Source organism: Sulfitobacter sp. JL08, assembly GCF_003352045.1.
In the GTDB taxonomy this organism is placed as follows: Bacteria; Pseudomonadota; Alphaproteobacteria; order Rhodobacterales; family Rhodobacteraceae; genus JL08.
Window position 1 is genome coordinate 2,230,784 of sequence record NZ_CP025815.1, and the last position, 16,901, is coordinate 2,247,684.

Genomic DNA, 16,901 nt, shown 5'->3' on the forward strand with positions numbered 1-16,901 from the left:
GGCGGACCCTACCAGACCTGCGCCCCTAACGCCGGCTGATCCGCAGCCATATCCCGTCCATGGACCGTACCGTCAGATGCGCCACCGGCACCGGATCGCGCCCGTTTACCACTTCGAACCGGAAATGCCGCACAAGGGTGGACAGCAAAACCACCCCTTCGACCATGGCAAAACCCGCCCCAGTACACACGCGCGGCCCGGCGGAAAACGGGATATAGGCCGTACGCTGGCAGGATTTGCCATTTTCGGTCTGCCAGCGCGACGGGTCAAATTCGTCCGGCGCGTCCCATAATTCTGTGTGGCGGTGCAGATGCCACGGGCTGATCACCAGTTGCGCGCCTTTTGGCACATCACGGTCGCGAAACCGCTCTTGCTGTGTGGCCTCGCGCACCATCATCGGCACCGGCGGGTAAAGCCGCAAGGTTTCGCGAAACACATCGCGGCTGATCCGCAACCCGGACAGCAGTGCAAAATCGCACTTTTCCAGCACCTCAGCCTCGGCGGCGACACGATCCTGCCAGTCGGGGTAAAGCGCCAGCAGATAAAGCGCCCAGGACAGGGCCGACGCGCTGGTTTCATGCCCGGCCAGAAAAAAGATCGCGACCTGGTCCACCATCTCCTGCGTTTCAAAGCACGCGCCGGTTTCCGGATCGGGTGTTGTCATGATCTTGGTGGCCAGATCATCAGGGGCGCTGCCATCGCGGATCGCGCGCATCCGCTCTTGCGTCAACTGGGTGATCAGGCTGCGGATGGCGGCGGCGGTGCGTTTGGTGCGCCGCCGGAAGAAGCGCGGCATCCAGCGCGGCACCGGCACAAAAGCCGCCAGATTAAGGATCGGCTGGCTGCGCTGATAGGTTTTGAACTGGTCAAAAACCTGCGCCGCGATCCGGTGTTCGATGGGAATGGAAAACAGCGTGCGAAAAATCACATCCGCCGCCGCGTGGCTGGTTTCGGCCTCAACCTCCACGATGCCATCACCCTGCGCCGCAAGCCGCCCCACCGCCGCCTGCGCGGCCTCCCAGATCGCGGGAAACGTGTCTTTCAGGCGCCCGCCTTCAAAGGCAGGATCAATGATACGGCGCTGGCGTTTCCAGACCTCGCCGTTTGTCAGGAACACCGATTGGCCCAAAAGCGGGCGCAAGCCTTCGCCGATCCGGTCCGATTTGGGGAAGTCATCGGGGCGCTCTTTCAACACCGTCTGGATCAGATCCGGCTGGTTCAGCAGGAAACTGCGGAAAAACGGCGTGCGGAATTCGGCCATCTTGGCGCGGTAAAGCCGCGCCGGCTGGGCCGACAGTATATCGGCACGAAACAGGCGCGCATAGCGCCACAGCGATACCTTGTCGGCGCGCGCGGGCGGTTTGGGCGGTGTCGTCATGCGGCGACCGATGCGTATTTGGACACCGGCGTTTCGATCCGCGAACGGGATGCGGGCCGCCCCGCATAGCGGTCTTTCAACGTCACCGGCCCTGCGGTGATCCGGAAGTAATCATAGTCCCTTGGCCGATCGAACGCGCACAGATACTGGAAATGCAGCCGGAAAAACCGCCAGCGCAACTCTTTCCAGCGCGCGGCACTCAGGCTTTGGGTAAAGGCCGCTGAAAATACCAGAGGCCAGCGTTTGCCTTTCGTCGCGACCCCCGACACCGCCACCGGATCGCACAGCGCAAAGGCGCACCCGTCCCCCGGCGCCGAAACATCGACCCACACCAGTTCATTCCGCGTTGACAGAAACTGTAAATCGGCGCGCAACCGGTGCGCCCGGGGCAAGAACGACACCATCGGCACCACCTGCCCCAGCGACAGAAACGCCAGATGCGGCCCCTTTGGCGGCACCCGCCCTGCGCGGATCAGATCCGACAGGATCGACACGGCCAGATGCGCCCCCGAAGAATGACCCACGACCAGAACCTCGTCCACATCGGTATCCAAAGCGGCGGCAATCGCATCGCCGAATTGCGCCATGCGCTGTTCCAGTTCGGGAGGATAGGCACCGCGCGATTGCGCTGAATAGGCGTAATCATGCATCAGGTAATAGGCGAACAGCTTGTTGTCTTTGGCCTTGAACCAGCGCAGCGCCGCCACGGCTGCACCCAGCCCCGCCACCAGCGCCAGTGCGTTACCGGCCACTCCGGCCGACGGCATTACCGCATCAATCCCACGCGCCAGACCGGCCCGCACCAGCGCGGCCAGCGCGACCGCCAGCGCCAGTTGCCCCAGCAACATGCCCACCGGATAAAGCGCCGCGATCACCGGCCCTTTGCGCAACCGCATCAGCCGCCACAACGCACCGGTGCTGAAATAGGTCCACGCGGTGCGCACCAGTTGCGCATAGGTTCCCGGAATGGTGCCAGCCATGCTGGCGCGCACGATATCGGACCACAGAAGTACATCGAATTCCGCCGACACCTGCGCGCCGTCCATATCGCCCGCAACGTGCCAGCCAAAGGTATCACCTACTGTTTTCGGTTTCAGATCAAGGCTGTATCCGGATATCTTCGCCTGATCCGCGCCTTCGCGCCGATACAGTTCACGATAGCGGCGCGGGTGAAAGGGATCATAACCGGGAATATAGAAAACCCGCCTTTTGCGCACCTGATTGGGTGGGGTCCTGTCCATCCTGCTCCTCGCTCTGGCGCAAGGCTAGCGCGATTTTCCGGCAAGAGTAAGGCTCTATCCAAGCGTCGCCAAGGCAGGGAAGCGTTCCAGCAACCAATAGGAAAACGAACTGAATGCCCCGGTGACCAGCGCCAGACCGACAAGGATCAGCAACACACCCATCATCCGTTCGATCAGCTTCATATGCGGCTTTAGCCGGTTCATCACGCCCATCGCGCGGGTCAGGAACATTGCCGCCAGCAAGAACGGCAGGCCCAGACCCAGCGCATAGATGCCCAGCAACATGGTGCCGCGCGCCACCGAAGCCTCGGATGCGGCAAGCGACAGGATCGCGCCAAGCTGCGGCCCGATGCACGGTGTCCAGCCAAAGGCAAAGGCCAGCCCCAGAATATAGGCGCCGAACGATGTGCCGCCGTGATCACCGGCTTCAATCCGCGCCTCGCGGTCCAGAAAGGGAATGCGGAAAATACCCAGAAAATGCGCCCCGAAGATAATCACAACCACGCCTGAAATCTGCGCGAAAAGCTGTTGGTTTTGCAGGAAAAACGCCCCGAACGCCGACGCGGTAAAGCCCAGGAACAAAAACACCGTCGACAGGCCCAGAACAAAACACAACGCCGCCAAAACCGCCTTGCGCCGTGCGGCTTGCGACCCTTCGATCTCGTTCAGGCTGACCCCGCTCATATAGGCCAGATAGGGCGGCACGATGGGCAGCACGCAGGGCGACAGAAAGCTGATGATCCCGGCTGTCAGCGCCACGATCATTCCCGGCAAAAGCCCGGCGTCTATGATGTCAATTCCAAACATATTCCGTCCCTTACGCGACACCGCGCACGGCGTCACGCCCCTGTCGCATCGCATGCGGTCACATCTGTGTGGACAGGATGTAACATCCCGCTTATCTGGGGACCATGACCCAGATCACCGATCATCTAGACGCCACCGGATTGCTGTGCCCCCTGCCCGTACTCAAGGCCCGCAAACGGCTGAAATCCCTGCCTGCGGGCGCAGTTCTGGCATTGCGGGCCGATGATCCCGCCGCCGTGGTCGATGTGCCGCATTATTGCCTGGAATCGGGCCATACCCTGCTCGACACCACCGATGCCGATGGGGTCCAGACCTATCTGATCCGGAAATCCGGCAGCTAGGCTTTTGCGCCCCAGCTACGAAAAAGGGCAGACCAGCGGCCTGCCCAAATTCTGTATCATCGTCAATTCCGGATCACTTGCCCAGTGACCACCAGCCTTTGCGCTTTGGCTTGGCCGGTTCACTTGACGCGACCGGTCCGACAGGTTCCGGCACCGGTTCGGGTGCGGGTTTTGCTGCGGGGGCCGGTGTCGGGGCCTGTGCGGCCTTGGATTCGGGCGCAGGAGCGGCATCAACCGGTTGCGCCTTGGCCGCGTCATTGACCGACGCGTCCGGTTCTGCATCGGCTTTCGGCTTTTTGGCCCGCGGTGCCGCAGGTTTGCGGGTGCGTTTCGGCTTGGCCGGGGCGGCTTCGGCGTCTTCTGCCTTCACCTCGGTCGCATCGGCCTGTTCGGCAGCAGCCGGTGCAGCTTCGGCTTCGGCCTCGGCCTTTTTGGCGGCTGCAGATTTGCCCTTGGCCTTGCTTGTCGTCGACCGTGTGCGCGTTGTTTTCTTCTTCGGAGCAGGGGCGTCCTCGGCCTTGTCATCTTCTTCGGGCGCCGGCGCGTCTGCATCAGCGGATGCGTCCTTGGCCGTCACGGTTTCCGCTTGTGCCGGCGTAGCGTCGCCCTCTTCGGTCACATCGCTGTCGCCATCTGCGGACGCACCGTTGGTGTATCCCTCGCCATTGTTCTTGCTGCCGCCACGCCGCCGCGATCTGCGCCGACGTTTGCGCTTGGGTTTGCCATCGCCTTCGCCATTGCCATCCTGCGTTTGCACGTCATCCTGTGCCTTTGCGGCGGCCTCGCTTTGCGCTTCGTCTTCGTCGATCTGATCCATGATCGATGTATCCACCGACACCACATGAGCAGATGCAGCGGGCACAACACGGGTGGCCGTCTTGAATTTTTCCAACGCGAAATCAGGGCTGACCAGATGCGGATCGCCCTCAACCCGCACAGACAGGCCATAGCGGGCCTCGATCTGGGCAATGTGTTCGCGTTTCTGGTTCATCAGGAAATTGGCAATGCCGACCGGTGCCTTGACCAGCACCTCGCGCGAGCGGCGGCGGGTGCCTTCTTCTTCGATCTGGCGCAGGATCGACAGCGCAAGGTTGTCGTCCGACCGGATCAGACCGGTGCCATGACAGGCGGCACAGGGCTGTGTCGTTGCCTCGATCATGCCGGGGCGCAGGCGCTGGCGCGACATTTCCATCAGGCCGAAACCGGAAATACGGCCCACCTGAATACGCGCACGGTCGGTTTTCAACCGGTCCTTCATACGCTTTTCAACAGCGGCATTGTTCTTGCGTTCGTCCATGTCGATGAAATCGATCACGATCAGTCCGGCAAGGTCGCGCAGGCGCAACTGGCGCGCCACTTCATCGGCGGCCTCAAGGTTGGTCTTGGTCGCGGTCTCTTCGATCGAACCTTCCTTGGTGGCCCGCCCCGAGTTGACGTCGATCGCCACCAGCGCTTCGGTCACTCCGATCACGATGTAACCGCCCGATTTCAACTGCACCGTCGGGTTGAACATGCCGGCCAGATAGGTTTCGACCTGGAAACGGGCAAACAGCGGCAGGCTTTCGCGATACTGTTTCACGTTCACCGCGTGCGATGGCATGATCATTTTCATGAAATCCTTGGCGATGCGGTAACCGCGTTCGCCTTCCACCAGAATTTCATCGATGTCACGGTTGTAAAGATCACGGATCGACCGTTTGATCAGGTCGCCTTCCTCATAGATCTTGGCGGGCGCGATCGATTTCAGCGTCAGTTCGCGGATCTGTTCCCACAACCGTTGCAGATATTCGTAATCGCGCTTGATTTCGGGCTTGGTGCGTTTGGCACCGGCGGTGCGCACGATCAGTCCCGCGCCCTTGGGCACTTCGATTTCCTGTGCGATCTCTTTCAGTTTCTTGCGGTCGGCTGCATTGGTGATCTTGCGCGAAATGCCACCACCACGTGCCGTGTTGGGCATCAGCACGCAATACCGGCCAGCCAGCGAAAGATATGTCGTCAGCGCCGCGCCCTTGTTGCCACGCTCTTCCTTGACGACCTGCACCAGCAAAATCTGGCGTACCTTGATCACTTCCTGAATTTTGTATCTGCGCGGGCGCGGTTTGCGCGGCGGGCGGATATCTTCGATGTCATCTTCGTCCGCTACGGATTCGATGCTGTCATCCTTGGCGGCGGCACTCGCCCCCTTTGCCGGGCTGTCATCGTCATCATCGCCGCCATCTGCCTGGCCGGCGTCTGCCTGTTCGACATCTGCAGCGTCATCGCCTGTTTCGTCTGTCGTCTCTTCTTCGGCACTTGGTGTGTCCACCGGGGTTTCGGCCACCGTTTCCATGGGCGACGATCCTTCCAGATCGTCATCGCCCAGATCAATGGTTTCCATGCCCGAGATTTCGCCGTCCACGTCCTGCGTTTCAACGGCGTCCTTGGAACTGACCGCTTCGGCCTTGGATCGGCTGCGGCTGCGCCCGCGACTGCGGGATTTCGGTTTTTCGTCTTCGTCTTCGTCTTCACGCGCCTTAAGGCTGTCCGCATAGGCCTGTTCTTCGGCCATCAGCACCTCGCGGTCGGCGACGGGTATCTGATAGTAATCGGGGTGGATTTCCGAAAACGCCAGAAAACCGTGCCGGTTTCCGCCGTAATCCACAAACGCCGCCTGAAGCGACGGTTCGACCCGCGTAACTTTTGCTAGATAGATATTGCCAGCAAGCTGGCGTTTGTTTTCGGATTCAAAATCGAATTCCTCGACCTTGTTTCCATCCACCACAACCACGCGCGTTTCCTCGGCGTGGGTGGCGTCGATAAGCATTTTCTTAGCCATGTTGTCCAATTGCACCTTGGCCCAGGCCCTGATCCCGGGGGATCACTGCACTGGGGAAGGTGACTTGTTCGGGCGAAAACAGGCGCGCGACAGGCGGCGCCCGAAAGGGCCCCTGCTCTGTGTCTCAATACGTCCGCGCGCTTCATCGCGTTTCTTCTCCGATGCTTGACCTGTTCGGGCCAGCACCCGTTTATTTCCTGTTCATCCTGTTAGACGTTCAGGCATTTCATCGGCCCCTTACGGGCCCTATCGGTCTGCGTCGGTCTTGGGCGGCATATCGCCAGCAAGGCCCCGAAACAGCGAATCTCATCGCATGACACACGCGCAAAATCGCGTTGCCATGTCTCTGTTACAATAAAGCCAGCAAAAGAAGAATGACAATGGGCAATGTGCCCGCAATGCGAAATGAGGCCCCACATTTCGTGCAAGACCCGCCAAACCTGTCCGTTTGGCGGGATATCTCGCGATTTCTCAGCCTGTGCGTGTCTTACAGATAGTCAGACCGCTGCAGGCCATACTTGGCCATCTTTTCGTTCAGCGTACGCCGCGGCAGGCACAATTCGTCCATCACCGCAGCAATCGATCCCTTGTGGCGCCGCATCGTGTTGTCGATCAGCATCCGCTCGAATGCCTCGACATATTCCTTCAGCGGCTTGCCTTCGGTGGTCATAACCGGCTGCATATCCTCGTGATCGGACATCAGCAGCGACGCAATTGTTCCGCTGCCACGGCGCGATTGCAGGACAGACCGTTCCGCCACATTGATCAGCTGGCGCACATTGCCCGGCCATGGCGCCTGCAGCAACTGTGCCGCCTCTTGCGCGCTGACCTTGGGTGTATCGCAACCGTATTCTTCGGCAAACTGTTCGCTCAGGCGGGTGAACAGCGTCAGAATATCCTCGCCCCGCTGGCGCAGCGGCGGCACGGTGATGCGCAACGCGGCCAGACGGTAAAACAGATCGGGGCGCAAGACATCCTCGCAGGTCCGGTTCTGTTCCTGAAGGTTGCTGATCGCAACGATACGGGTTTCGGCCGGTGTGCCCTGCTCGTTGATCACACTCAATAATTTGGCTTGCAGTGTTTCGGGCAGCGCCTCGATATCTTCCAGCACCAGCGTACCGCCGCGCGCTTCCTCGATTGCGGGCAATTGCGCATCTTCGGGCTGCATCGGGCCAAACAGGCGCTTGGCCAGCGCGTCGGGCTCCAGCGCGGCGCAACTGACTAGTACAAACTTCTTGCCTGCGCGGCTGCCCACGGCATGCAGCGCATGTGCCACCAGCGTTTTTCCGGTGCCGGTTTCGCCATCAATCAGAACATGGCCATCCGCCTGCCCCAGATCCAGAATATCCTCTTTCAGACGTTCCATAACCGGTGCCGCACCAATCAGCTTTTTCATCAGCTGGGTGCCGTCGCTCAACTCGCGCCGCAGGGCGCGGTTGTCCATCACCAGACGACGCGCGCCGGTGGCTTTTTTCGCCAGCGCCGACATACGGTCGGGGTTGAATGGTTTTTCCAGAAAATCGAACGCGCCCACGCGCATTGCCTCGACCGCCATCGGCACATCGCCGTGCCCGGTGATCATGATCACCGGCAGTGCGCTGTCATTGCCCATCAGCTTCTTCAGAAACTGCATTCCGTCCATGCCCGGCATCTTGATATCGGAAATCACGATGCCCGGATAATCCGGCCCCAGAACCTTCAGCGCGTCTTCGGCGCTGGCGAATGTTTCAGTGTCATATCCCGACAGGGCCAGCCACTGGCTGATCGACTGGCGCATATCCTGTTCATCATCAACAATCGCAATTTTCATCGCTTGTGCCATCACCGGTCACTCCGCTGCTTCAATTTCTTCTTCCAACAGGGGCAGTTGCATTTCAAACACCGCCCCCCCTTTCCGACCGTTGCGGGCCATCAGGCGTCCGCCAAGGTCGTTTACGATCCCCGAGGAAATGGCAAGCCCCAGCCCCACGCCGTCGCCCGCCTGCTTGGTCGTGTAGAATGGCTCGAACAGGGCGTCCAGATCCTCGATTCCGGGGCCGTTGTCACGCACCGTCAGGCTGGCGACACGGCCCGCCGTCAGGATGATATCAACCTGCGGGTTCGGAACCGATTTGGTCGCGTCCAGCGCATTGCGCAACAGATTGACCATCACCTGTTCAATCCGCATCTGATCACCCATGACCCGCACAGGCGCATCAGGCAAAATCCGGTTGATCTCGACCTGGCGTGATTTCAGCTGCGGCTCCATCATCGACAGCGCCGAATTCAGCGCAAGCCCCATATCCACAGGGGAAAATGTCTCGGATCCCTTGCGCGCATAGGATTTCAGCTGGCGGGTAATACCCCCCATACGCTCGATCAGATCATCGATCCGCCCAAAAGACGACATCGCCTCGTCCGGGCGGTTGCGCCGCAGCAGCAACCGCGCCCCGGCCAGATATGTTTTCATCGCCGCCAGCGGCTGGTTCAATTCATGGCTGACCGCCGCCGACATCTCGCCCAAAGCAGCAAGTTTAGAGCTTTGAGCCAGCGTTTGTTCCGCCACCGAAAGCGATTCCTGCACCCGCTCGCGTTCGGCGATTTCCCGCTGCAGTCTTGCATTCAGTGCGCGAAGCTCCGCCGACTCGCGCTGGAACAGCGCCATGCGCAAGGCGTTCTTGCGGCTGAGCGCATAAAACGCCAGCGCCAGCAAGATTGCGAATCCCATGATTTCAAGCGCCAGAACCCCGTTCACCCGTTCGCGCACCGATGCATAGGTGGTGAACGACGCCATGCGCCAGCCGCGAAACGGAATACGTGTTTCAAGCCGCATCACCGCTTCACCCTGCAGATAGGTATCGGCAGGAAGCGCCGTCCAGTCGGCGGTGGCCTGTATCGCGCGTTGGATCGCGCCCTGCGGCGTCTGCTGCGCCAGAGCCTCGCCCTCGATCCGGCCACGCCATCGCGGTTCGGTCGCCAGAATGATGGTGCCTTCGCTGTCCGTCACAAGCACCGCGTCCGAAATGCCCGCCCAGGCCCGTTCGAATTTCTGCAGATCCACCTCGACCACGATCACGCCCAGAACTGCCGCACCGCTTTCAATGCGGCGCGAATAGGTAAACCGGTAGCCGCCGCTTTCGCGCGGGATCACGGAAAACACCGTTGCATTGGACCGGATCGCATCGACGTAATAAGGCTCTGTGCGATGTTGCGATCCCAGCCTGTTGCGGTCGGTCGCTGCCACGGTGCGGCCGCTGCCATCCAGCAGCATCAGGGATTCCGCGCCAATTTCTTCGACAAAGGAAATCAGCCGCTGCGTTGACAGGCTGAAATCTTCGGATTCCAGCGCCGCAATCAATGTCGGATCGCGCGCCAGAAGCTGTGGCACAATCGAATTACGGCGCAATTCGCTCAGCAGGTTGCCGCTGTACAGCGCCAGCCGCAGTTCGGCCCGGTTCTTGGTACTTTCGGTAAAGCGTTCGGTCAGCAGATGGTTCGTGACCCAGACCGTCGCCACCGCCACCACCAGCAACAGCACCAAAGCCAGGCGCACCCGCCAGCTGATCGGGGCTGCCTGCCGCTTGGGCGCAATGTTCAAAAGGTTGGCCATAGGGCCAAACTACGCGCCCCGTGCCACAGGCTCAAGTCACGCTGTCACCAGCGCCCCCGCCAATGCGCGAAAGAGCGCCGCCCCGTCAGTGCCGCCATGGCCCGCATCCGCCGCCCGTTCCGGATGCGGCATCATCCCCAGTACACGCCGGTTTTCCGACAGGATGCCGGCGATATCGGCCACCGAACCGTTGGGGTTATCGGTATAGGAAAACGCGATCCGGTCTTCGCCCTGCAAGCGGGTAATGGTTTCGGCATCAGCGAAAAAATTGCCGTCATGATGCGCAATCGGGATGTTGATCACATCGCCTGCATTATAACCTTGCGTATAGGCGGATTGCGATGTTGCAACCCGCAACCCTATGGTTTTGCATATATATTTCAGACCCGCATTGCGCAGCAGCGCGCCCGGCAGCAAACCGGTTTCGGTCAGTACCTGAAATCCGTTGCAGATGCCCATCACATAGCCGCCCCGCCCCGCATGATCCGCCACCGACCGGCAAATCGGAGAGTTCGCGGCAATCGCGCCACAGCGCAGATAATCCCCATAGGAAAACCCGCCCGGAATGCCGACAATATCCACCCCCTGCGGCAGGGCCGTGTCCTTGTGCCAGACCATGCTGACCTTCGCACCGGCCTTCTCAAAGGCCACCGCCAGATCGCGGTCACAGTTCGATCCGGGGAAAACGACAACCGCCGCGTGCATCACAACACCTCGATCCGGTAGGATTCGATCACCGTATTGGCCAGCAGACGCTCGCACATCTGCCTGATATCGTCCTCGCCGGTGCCCTCGGCCAGATCCAGTTCGATCACCTTGCCCTGACGCACCTTGTTCACACCGGCAAATCCCATCGCCCCCAGCGCGTGGCGTACCGCCTCGCCCTGCGGATCCAGAACCCCGTTCTTCAGCATCACGTGCACTCTTGCCTTCATCTGTTCCCCCGGACCCTTTGCAGCTTCATTTGTCCAAAAATACTCGAATGCCGAACGCCGGCCTAGTTGATCAGCGTCGGTTTGGTGATCGGTGTCGATGTTTTCGGCATCACCCCCAACCGGCGTGCCACTTCGGTATAGGCATCGGTCAGATTGCCCAGATCGCGGCGGAACACATCCTTGTCCAGCTTCTGGCCGGTTTCCAGATCCCACAGGCGGCAACTGTCTGGGCTGATCTCGTCCGCAATCACCAGACGCTGGAAATCGCCGTCGTAAACCCGCCCGATCTCGATCTTGAAATCCACAAGGCGGATACCGACCGCCATCATCACGCCGGACAGGAAATCATTGACCCGCAGCGCCAGGCTCAGGATATCGTCCATGTCCTGCTGGCTGGCCCAGCCAAAGGCGGCAATATGTTCCTCGGTCACCAGAGGATCACCCAGACTGTCATCCTTGTAGCAATATTCGACGATCGGGCGCGGCAGTGCAGTGCCTTCCTCGATGCCCAGCCGTTTGGACAGGCTGCCGGCGGCGTAATTGCGCACGATCACTTCCAGCGGAATGATTTCGCAGCTGCGCACCAGTTGTTCGCGCATGTTCAGCCGTTTGATGAAATGCGTCGGCACCCCGATATTGGTCAGACCGGTCATGAAAAATTCTGACAGGCGGTTGTTCAGCACGCCCTTGCCTTCGAACACATCTTTCTTTTCCGCATTGAATGCGGTGGCGTCATCCTTGAAATATTGCACGATCGTGCCCGGTTCCGGGCCTTCATACAAAATCTTGGCTTTGCCTTCGTAGATTTTCTTGCGGCGGGCCATATTGAATATCCTGTTCATGGGGCGGGCCGACTCCCCGGCGCCTTTGTCAGTCTCATAGTCCAAGGGACCCGGTGTCGCAAGCGGGCCGCGCCCTCTTGCGCACACGGCCAAGGGACTGCATATCTATAAGGAACTTATCTTCAGTTTCAGGAAGCCAGAAATGACCACATTCGACGAACGCGAAAACGCATTTGAAGCCAAATACGCCCATGACGCCGATATGCAGTTCAAGGCCGATGCGCGGCGCAACAAATTGCTGGGTCTGTGGGCCGCCGAATTGATGGGTCTGTCCGGCGAGGCCGCCGCCAATTACGCCAAAGAGGTCGTGAAGTCCGATTTCGAAGAGGCCGGACACGAGGATGTCTTTCGCAAAGTCTCTGGTGATCTGGGGGACAAGGCAGACGAAGCGACGATCCGCGCGCAGATGGCCAAGCTGATGGCCGAAGCCAAGGCCCAGATCATGACGGAAGTCTCCAAAGACTGATCCCGCCCTGCCGCGCAGTTCGGCAAAACGTTGCAAAACGGGTGATCCGCGCGCAGGCCGGATCACCTTGTAACGCCACGCGTTCTGCCGCCCGCCTCATGATTATCATGAATATTATGAATTTGCCTCATGCGGGCAGACATGGCACACCGCGCGAAAGCGCGGCGCACCCGGGCTGTGAAACCCTCAAAACCGGAACATCCCAATGACTTCTGCTTTTCGCGACATGTTGGCCACCTATGACGTCATTCTGGCAGATGGGGCAACCGGCACCAATCTGTTCAACATGGGCCTGATGTCTGGTGATGCGCCCGAAATGTGGAACGATGAACACCCCGATCGCATTGCCGCGCTTTATCAGGGGGCTGTGGATGCGGGCAGCGATCTGTTTCTGACCAATTCCTTTGGCGGCAACGCTTCCCGTCTGAAACTGCATGGCGCCGAAAAGCGCGCCCATGAACTGTCACGCATCGCCGCCGAAATCGGGCGCGAGGTCGCCGACAAATCCGGCCGCAGGGTGATTGTGGCGGGTTCGGTCGGACCGACCGGCGACATCATGGAACCCGTCGGCACGCTAAGCCACGCAAACGCCGTTGAAATGTTTCACGAACAGGCAGACGGCCTGAAAGAAGGCGGTGCCGATGTGTTGTGGCTGGAAACCATTTCCGCGCCCGAAGAATACCGCGCCGCCGCCGAAGGCTTTGCGCTGGCCGGAATGGACTGGTGCGGCACGATGAGCTTTGACACCGCAGGGCGCACGATGATGGGCGTGACATCCGCCGACATGGTGAAGATGGTCGAAAAACTGCCCAACCCGCCATTGGGATTTGGCGCCAATTGCGGCACCGGCGCATCCGATCTGTTGCGCACGGTGCTGGGTTTTGCGGCCCAGGGCACCGAACGCCCGATCATCGCCAAGGGCAATGCCGGCATCCCGAAGTATGTTGACGGACACATCCATTATGATGGCACACCGGAGTTGATGGGCGATTATGCGGTGATGGCGCGTGATTGCGGTGCCAAGATCATCGGTGGCTGTTGCGGCACGATGCCCGACCATTTGCGCCACATGCGCGATGCGCTGGACACCCGCCCGCGCGACGCACGCCCGACGCTGGATCAGATCACCGCCGCGCTTGGCGCGTTTTCATCGGCCAGCGATGGCACCGGTGATGATGAACCCGCACCGCGCCGCACCCGCCGCGGCCGCGCACGGGCCTGATACGGGCCTGATACGGGCCGCTTTCGCATGCGAAACAAAAAACGCCAATGCCTTGATATCGCTCAGCCGAATCATGCACCTTAACCGACTGTAAATGGTGTGTTTTTCAGATCAAAGCAGCGTTAACTGATCCCCAGCTCTGGCCGGAACCCGAAACAGATCGCAGCGCAGTTCGGGCTGTTTGTGATGCAGCCCCAAACGGCGGCTGGCCAGTTTGAACCGTTGCGCCACCATCTCAGCATAGGCGCCCTCGCCGCGCATCCGGTGGCCCCAGCGCGCGTCGTAATCGGCGCCGCCATGCATTTCGCGCACCCGCGCCATGATACGGTCCGCGCGGTCGGGATAATGCTCGGCCAGCCAATACTGCCATAGCGGCGACACCTCGCGCGGAAGGCGCAGCATGATCCAGCTGGCGCTGGTCGCACCGGCACTGCGCCCCGCACTCAGGATCGCTTCAAGCTCGGGATCGGTCAGGGCCGGAACGACAGGCGACACCATCAGCCGGACAGGTACTCCGGCCCGCGACAGGCGTTCGATCACCTTCAGACGACGCGCCGGGGCGGGCACGCGCGGTTCCATCAAGCGCGACAGGCGCGTATCCAGAGTGGTCACAGAAATGCCCACCCGTACCAGACCGTCCGCTGCCAGTTCAGCCAGAATATCAATATCGCGTTCGATCAGCGTACCTTTGGTCACAATCGCGACCGGATGGCGGAACCGCTTTAACACAATCAGACAATCCCGCATGATACCGTGATTTTTCTCGATCGGCTGGTAGGGATCAGTGTTGGTGCCAAAGGCAATCGGGGCCACGCGGTAACCGCGCGCACGCAATTCGGCATCAAGCCGCTGCGCCGCATCCTTTTTTGCCACAAGCCGCGTTTCAAAATCCAGACCCGGTGACATCCCCAGATAGGCGTGGCTGGGGCGCGCAAAGCAGTAGATGCAGCCATGTTCGCAGCCGCGATACGGGTTGACGGACCGATCAAACGGCAGATCGGGCGACCGGTTATAGGTAATCACCCGTCGCGGGTCTTCGATGCTGACATGGGTGCGCAACACCGGCATTTCTTCGGCCAGATCCCAGCCATCATCTTCGGCAACGTGCTGAAAACGCTCGAATCGGCCAGTGACATTGCTGGCAGCGGCGCGTCCTTTCGCGCGATGTTTCGGGTCAAAGCGACTGGAACCTGTGGTCATGCCCTCATTTAGAACATTACGGGAACATTTGCCAGAAAAACTGCGCGCTTCCGGCCACATGCCTGCCAAAAAAGAACGTTTTGGCAGGCATTCGGTCGGTTGCAGCGCCAGCCATGTCGCAATTCGCAAAGTGGAACTGTGACAAAATGCCAAAACGGGCAGAACACTAAACGCCGCGCTGCGTGCGCGAACATTAAGGGAATGCCCCATGTCAGACGAAGACGACATCATCCTGTCAGAGCTGGACGACGAAGAACTGGTCCAGCAGATGTTTGACGACCTGTATGACGGTCTGCGCGAAGAAATCGAAGAAGGTGTGAACATTCTGCTTGAGCGCAAGTGGGAACCCTATGACATCCTGACCAAGGCGCTGGTCGGCGGTATGACCATCGTGGGCGCGGATTTCCGCGACGGCATCCTGTTTGTCCCCGAGGTTCTGCTGGCTGCGAACGCGATGAAGGGCGGCATGGCCATCCTGAAACCGCTGCTTGCCGAAACCGGCGCGCCCCGCGTGGGCAAGATGGTGATCGGCACGGTCAAGGGCGACATCCACGATATCGGCAAGAACCTTGTCGGCATGATGATGGAAGGCGCGGGTTTCGAAGTCGTCGATCTGGGGATCAACAATCCGGTCGAAAACTATCTGGAAGCGCTGGAAAACGAAGGCCCCGACATTCTGGGCATGTCCGCCCTGCTGACAACCACGATGCCCTATATGAAGGTTGTGATTGATACGCTGGTGGAACAGGGCAAGCGCGAGGACTATATTGTTCTGGTTGGTGGCGCCCCCCTGAACGAAGAGTTTTCAAAGGCGATCGGCGCTGACGCCTATTGCCGCGATGCGGCCGTAGCCGTGGAAACCGCCAAGGAATGGATGGGCCGCAAACACAATTCGGCCAAAGCCTGACGGGCAAAAACAGACGCTTTTTGCGGCCCGTTCCGGCATACCGGAGCGGGCCGTTTGTTTGAATAAAGGGTGAACAGGTGGATCTGAGCGACAAAACCCTGACCGAAAAGGGCCTGCCACTGGCCCGGCCCAAGGGCCGCATCCTGCTGGTCGCCTGTGGCGCGCTGGCGCGCGAGATCCTTGATCTCAAGACACAAAACGCATGGGATCATCTGGACCTGACCTGTCTGCCGGCGATTCTGCACAACCATCCCGAAAAAATCACCGATGCCGTGCGCAAGGCGGTGGAAAAGCACCGTAACGCCTATTCCGATATCTTTGTCGTCTATGCGGATTGCGGCACCGGCGGCCATCTTCAGGCCGCCTGCGATGACATGGGCGTGAAAATGGTATCCGGCCCGCACTGCTACAGTTTTTTCGAAGGAAATGAACGGTTTGCGAAACAAAGCGAAAGTGAGATAACGGCCTTTTACCTGACGGATTTTCTGGCCCGGCAATTCGATGCCTTTATCTGGAAACCTTTGGGCATGGATCGCCACCCCGAACTGGTAGACATGTATTTCGGCCATTACACCAAGCTGGTTTATCAGGCGCAAACCGATGATCCAGCACTGACCGCGCGCGCCAAATCCTATGCCGACCGGTTGGGTCTGGAATTCGAACGGCGCTATACCGGCTATGGCGATCTGGCGACAACCCTGTCGGATGTCGCGGCCGAAAAGGATTAGGACGCAGCGGCAACCTGTTGAATACGTTCGATCATCGCGCGCAAACCGTTCGATCTCTGCGCTGAGAGATGATCATTCAGACCCAGCCGCGCCATTTCAGTGCGCGCGTCAACCTGCGCGACTTCAGCCACCGGCAATCCGTTATAAAGCGCGCGCAATACGGCAATCAGCCCGCGCACGATCATCGCGTCGCTTTCGCCATCAAACCGGAACACACCGTTTTCCACGACGGGATGCAGCCAGACCTGGCTGGCGCACCCGTCCACCTTGGTAGCCGGCACCTTAAGCGCATCCGCCAAAGGATCCATCGCCTTGCCCTGTTCGATCACATAGCGGTACCGGTCTTCCCAGTCCTCAAGGTATTCGAAATCTTCGACAATATCTTCAAATGCCTGCGTCGCCATAACCTGCCCTTTCGTCTGCGTGACAG

16 protein-coding genes are annotated in these 16,901 nt (G+C 59.9%); 5 read left to right on the plus strand and 11 right to left on the minus strand.

Going from position 1 to position 16,901, the window contains the following annotated elements; translation table 11 throughout:
• Nucleotides 1-25 precede the first annotated feature (25 nt).
• Genes C1J05_RS10990 through C1J05_RS11000 form a run of 3 tightly spaced genes read right to left on the minus strand, consistent with a single transcriptional unit; the run spans nt 26 to nt 3,426 of the window.
• The gene (locus C1J05_RS10990; protein ID WP_114870287.1) at nt 26-1,378 is read right to left on the minus strand and encodes a cytochrome P450; all 1,353 of its coding nucleotides are present in this window, start codon (nt 1,376-1,378) and stop codon (nt 26-28) included.
• Nucleotides 1,375-2,619, minus strand: a complete 1,245-nt coding sequence (locus tag C1J05_RS10995; RefSeq protein ID WP_114870288.1) for a hypothetical protein — start codon at nt 2,617-2,619, stop codon at nt 1,375-1,377. The genes C1J05_RS10990 and C1J05_RS10995 overlap by 4 nt, the downstream gene beginning before the upstream one ends.
• A 54-nt stretch (nt 2,620-2,673) precedes the next feature.
• Nucleotides 2,674-3,426, minus strand: coding sequence for a cytochrome c biogenesis CcdA family protein (locus C1J05_RS11000; protein ID WP_114870289.1), 753 nt, complete (start codon nt 3,424-3,426; stop codon nt 2,674-2,676).
• A 104-nt stretch (nt 3,427-3,530) separates the two neighbouring features.
• Here C1J05_RS11000 and C1J05_RS11005 point away from each other — a divergent pair, with 104 nt between their 5' ends.
• On the plus strand, nt 3,531-3,767 hold the full coding sequence (locus C1J05_RS11005) for a sulfurtransferase TusA family protein (RefSeq protein ID WP_114870290.1): 237 nt from the start codon (nt 3,531-3,533) through the stop codon (nt 3,765-3,767).
• Nucleotides 3,768-3,840: 73 nt separating this feature from the next.
• Here C1J05_RS11005 and C1J05_RS11010 read toward each other — a convergent pair whose 3' ends face one another.
• From C1J05_RS11010 to purC, 6 genes are all read right to left on the minus strand, one after another.
• Nucleotides 3,841-6,582: an Rne/Rng family ribonuclease gene (locus tag C1J05_RS11010; protein WP_114870291.1), complete on the minus strand. Its 2,742-nt coding sequence runs from the start codon at nt 6,580-6,582 to the stop codon at nt 3,841-3,843.
• A gap of 487 nt (nt 6,583-7,069) precedes the next feature.
• Entirely contained in the window at nt 7,070-8,404 is a 1,335-nt protein-coding gene (locus tag C1J05_RS11015; RefSeq protein ID WP_114870292.1) for a sigma-54-dependent transcriptional regulator, read from the minus strand.
• Nucleotides 8,405-8,410: 6 nt separating this feature from the next.
• Nucleotides 8,411-10,171, minus strand: a complete 1,761-nt coding sequence (locus C1J05_RS11020) for a sensor histidine kinase (RefSeq protein WP_114870293.1) — start codon at nt 10,169-10,171, stop codon at nt 8,411-8,413.
• 36 nt (nt 10,172-10,207) lie between these two features.
• Nucleotides 10,208-10,876 carry a phosphoribosylformylglycinamidine synthase subunit PurQ gene (gene purQ, locus C1J05_RS11025; RefSeq protein WP_114870294.1) on the minus strand — a complete coding sequence of 223 codons (669 nt, stop codon included), beginning with the start codon at nt 10,874-10,876 and terminating at the stop codon, nt 10,208-10,210.
• Nucleotides 10,876-11,106 (minus strand): phosphoribosylformylglycinamidine synthase subunit PurS, encoded by a 231-nt coding sequence (gene purS / locus C1J05_RS11030; protein ID WP_114870295.1) that lies wholly within the window; start codon nt 11,104-11,106, stop codon nt 10,876-10,878. Before purS ends, purQ begins: the two co-directional genes overlap by 1 nt.
• A gap of 62 nt (nt 11,107-11,168) precedes the next feature.
• Nucleotides 11,169-11,930, minus strand: coding sequence for a phosphoribosylaminoimidazolesuccinocarboxamide synthase (gene purC, locus C1J05_RS11035; protein WP_114870296.1), 762 nt, complete (start codon nt 11,928-11,930; stop codon nt 11,169-11,171).
• Nucleotides 11,931-12,090: 160 nt separating this feature from the next.
• Between purC and C1J05_RS11040 the strand changes: the two genes are divergently transcribed.
• Together C1J05_RS11040 and bmt are read left to right on the plus strand one after the other, a co-directional pair.
• Nucleotides 12,091-12,414: a DUF1476 domain-containing protein gene (locus C1J05_RS11040; protein WP_114870297.1), complete on the plus strand. Its 324-nt coding sequence runs from the start codon at nt 12,091-12,093 to the stop codon at nt 12,412-12,414.
• Nucleotides 12,415-12,619: 205 nt separating this feature from the next.
• Entirely contained in the window at nt 12,620-13,636 is a 1,017-nt protein-coding gene (gene bmt / locus C1J05_RS11045) for a betaine--homocysteine S-methyltransferase (protein WP_114870298.1), read from the plus strand.
• Nucleotides 13,637-13,747: 111 nt separating this feature from the next.
• Here bmt and C1J05_RS11050 read toward each other — a convergent pair whose 3' ends face one another.
• A complete protein-coding gene (locus tag C1J05_RS11050; protein WP_114872275.1) occupies nt 13,748-14,836 on the minus strand; it encodes a PA0069 family radical SAM protein in 1,089 nt (362 codons plus the stop codon).
• Between the two features lie 208 nt (nt 14,837-15,044).
• On the opposite strand from C1J05_RS11050, the gene C1J05_RS11055 reads away from it, so the two are divergent.
• Both C1J05_RS11055 and C1J05_RS11060 read left to right on the plus strand, forming a co-directional pair.
• Nucleotides 15,045-15,743 carry a corrinoid protein gene (locus C1J05_RS11055; RefSeq protein ID WP_114870299.1) on the plus strand — a complete coding sequence of 233 codons (699 nt, stop codon included), beginning with the start codon at nt 15,045-15,047 and terminating at the stop codon, nt 15,741-15,743.
• Between the two features lie 77 nt (nt 15,744-15,820).
• Nucleotides 15,821-16,471: a DUF1638 domain-containing protein gene (locus tag C1J05_RS11060; protein ID WP_114870300.1), complete on the plus strand. Its 651-nt coding sequence runs from the start codon at nt 15,821-15,823 to the stop codon at nt 16,469-16,471.
• On the opposite strand, the gene C1J05_RS11065 is transcribed toward C1J05_RS11060, so the two are convergent.
• The gene (locus C1J05_RS11065) at nt 16,468-16,875 is read right to left on the minus strand and encodes a SufE family protein (protein WP_114872276.1); all 408 of its coding nucleotides are present in this window, start codon (nt 16,873-16,875) and stop codon (nt 16,468-16,470) included. The genes C1J05_RS11060 and C1J05_RS11065 overlap by 4 nt on opposite strands.
• Nucleotides 16,876-16,901: the final 26 nt, after the last annotated feature.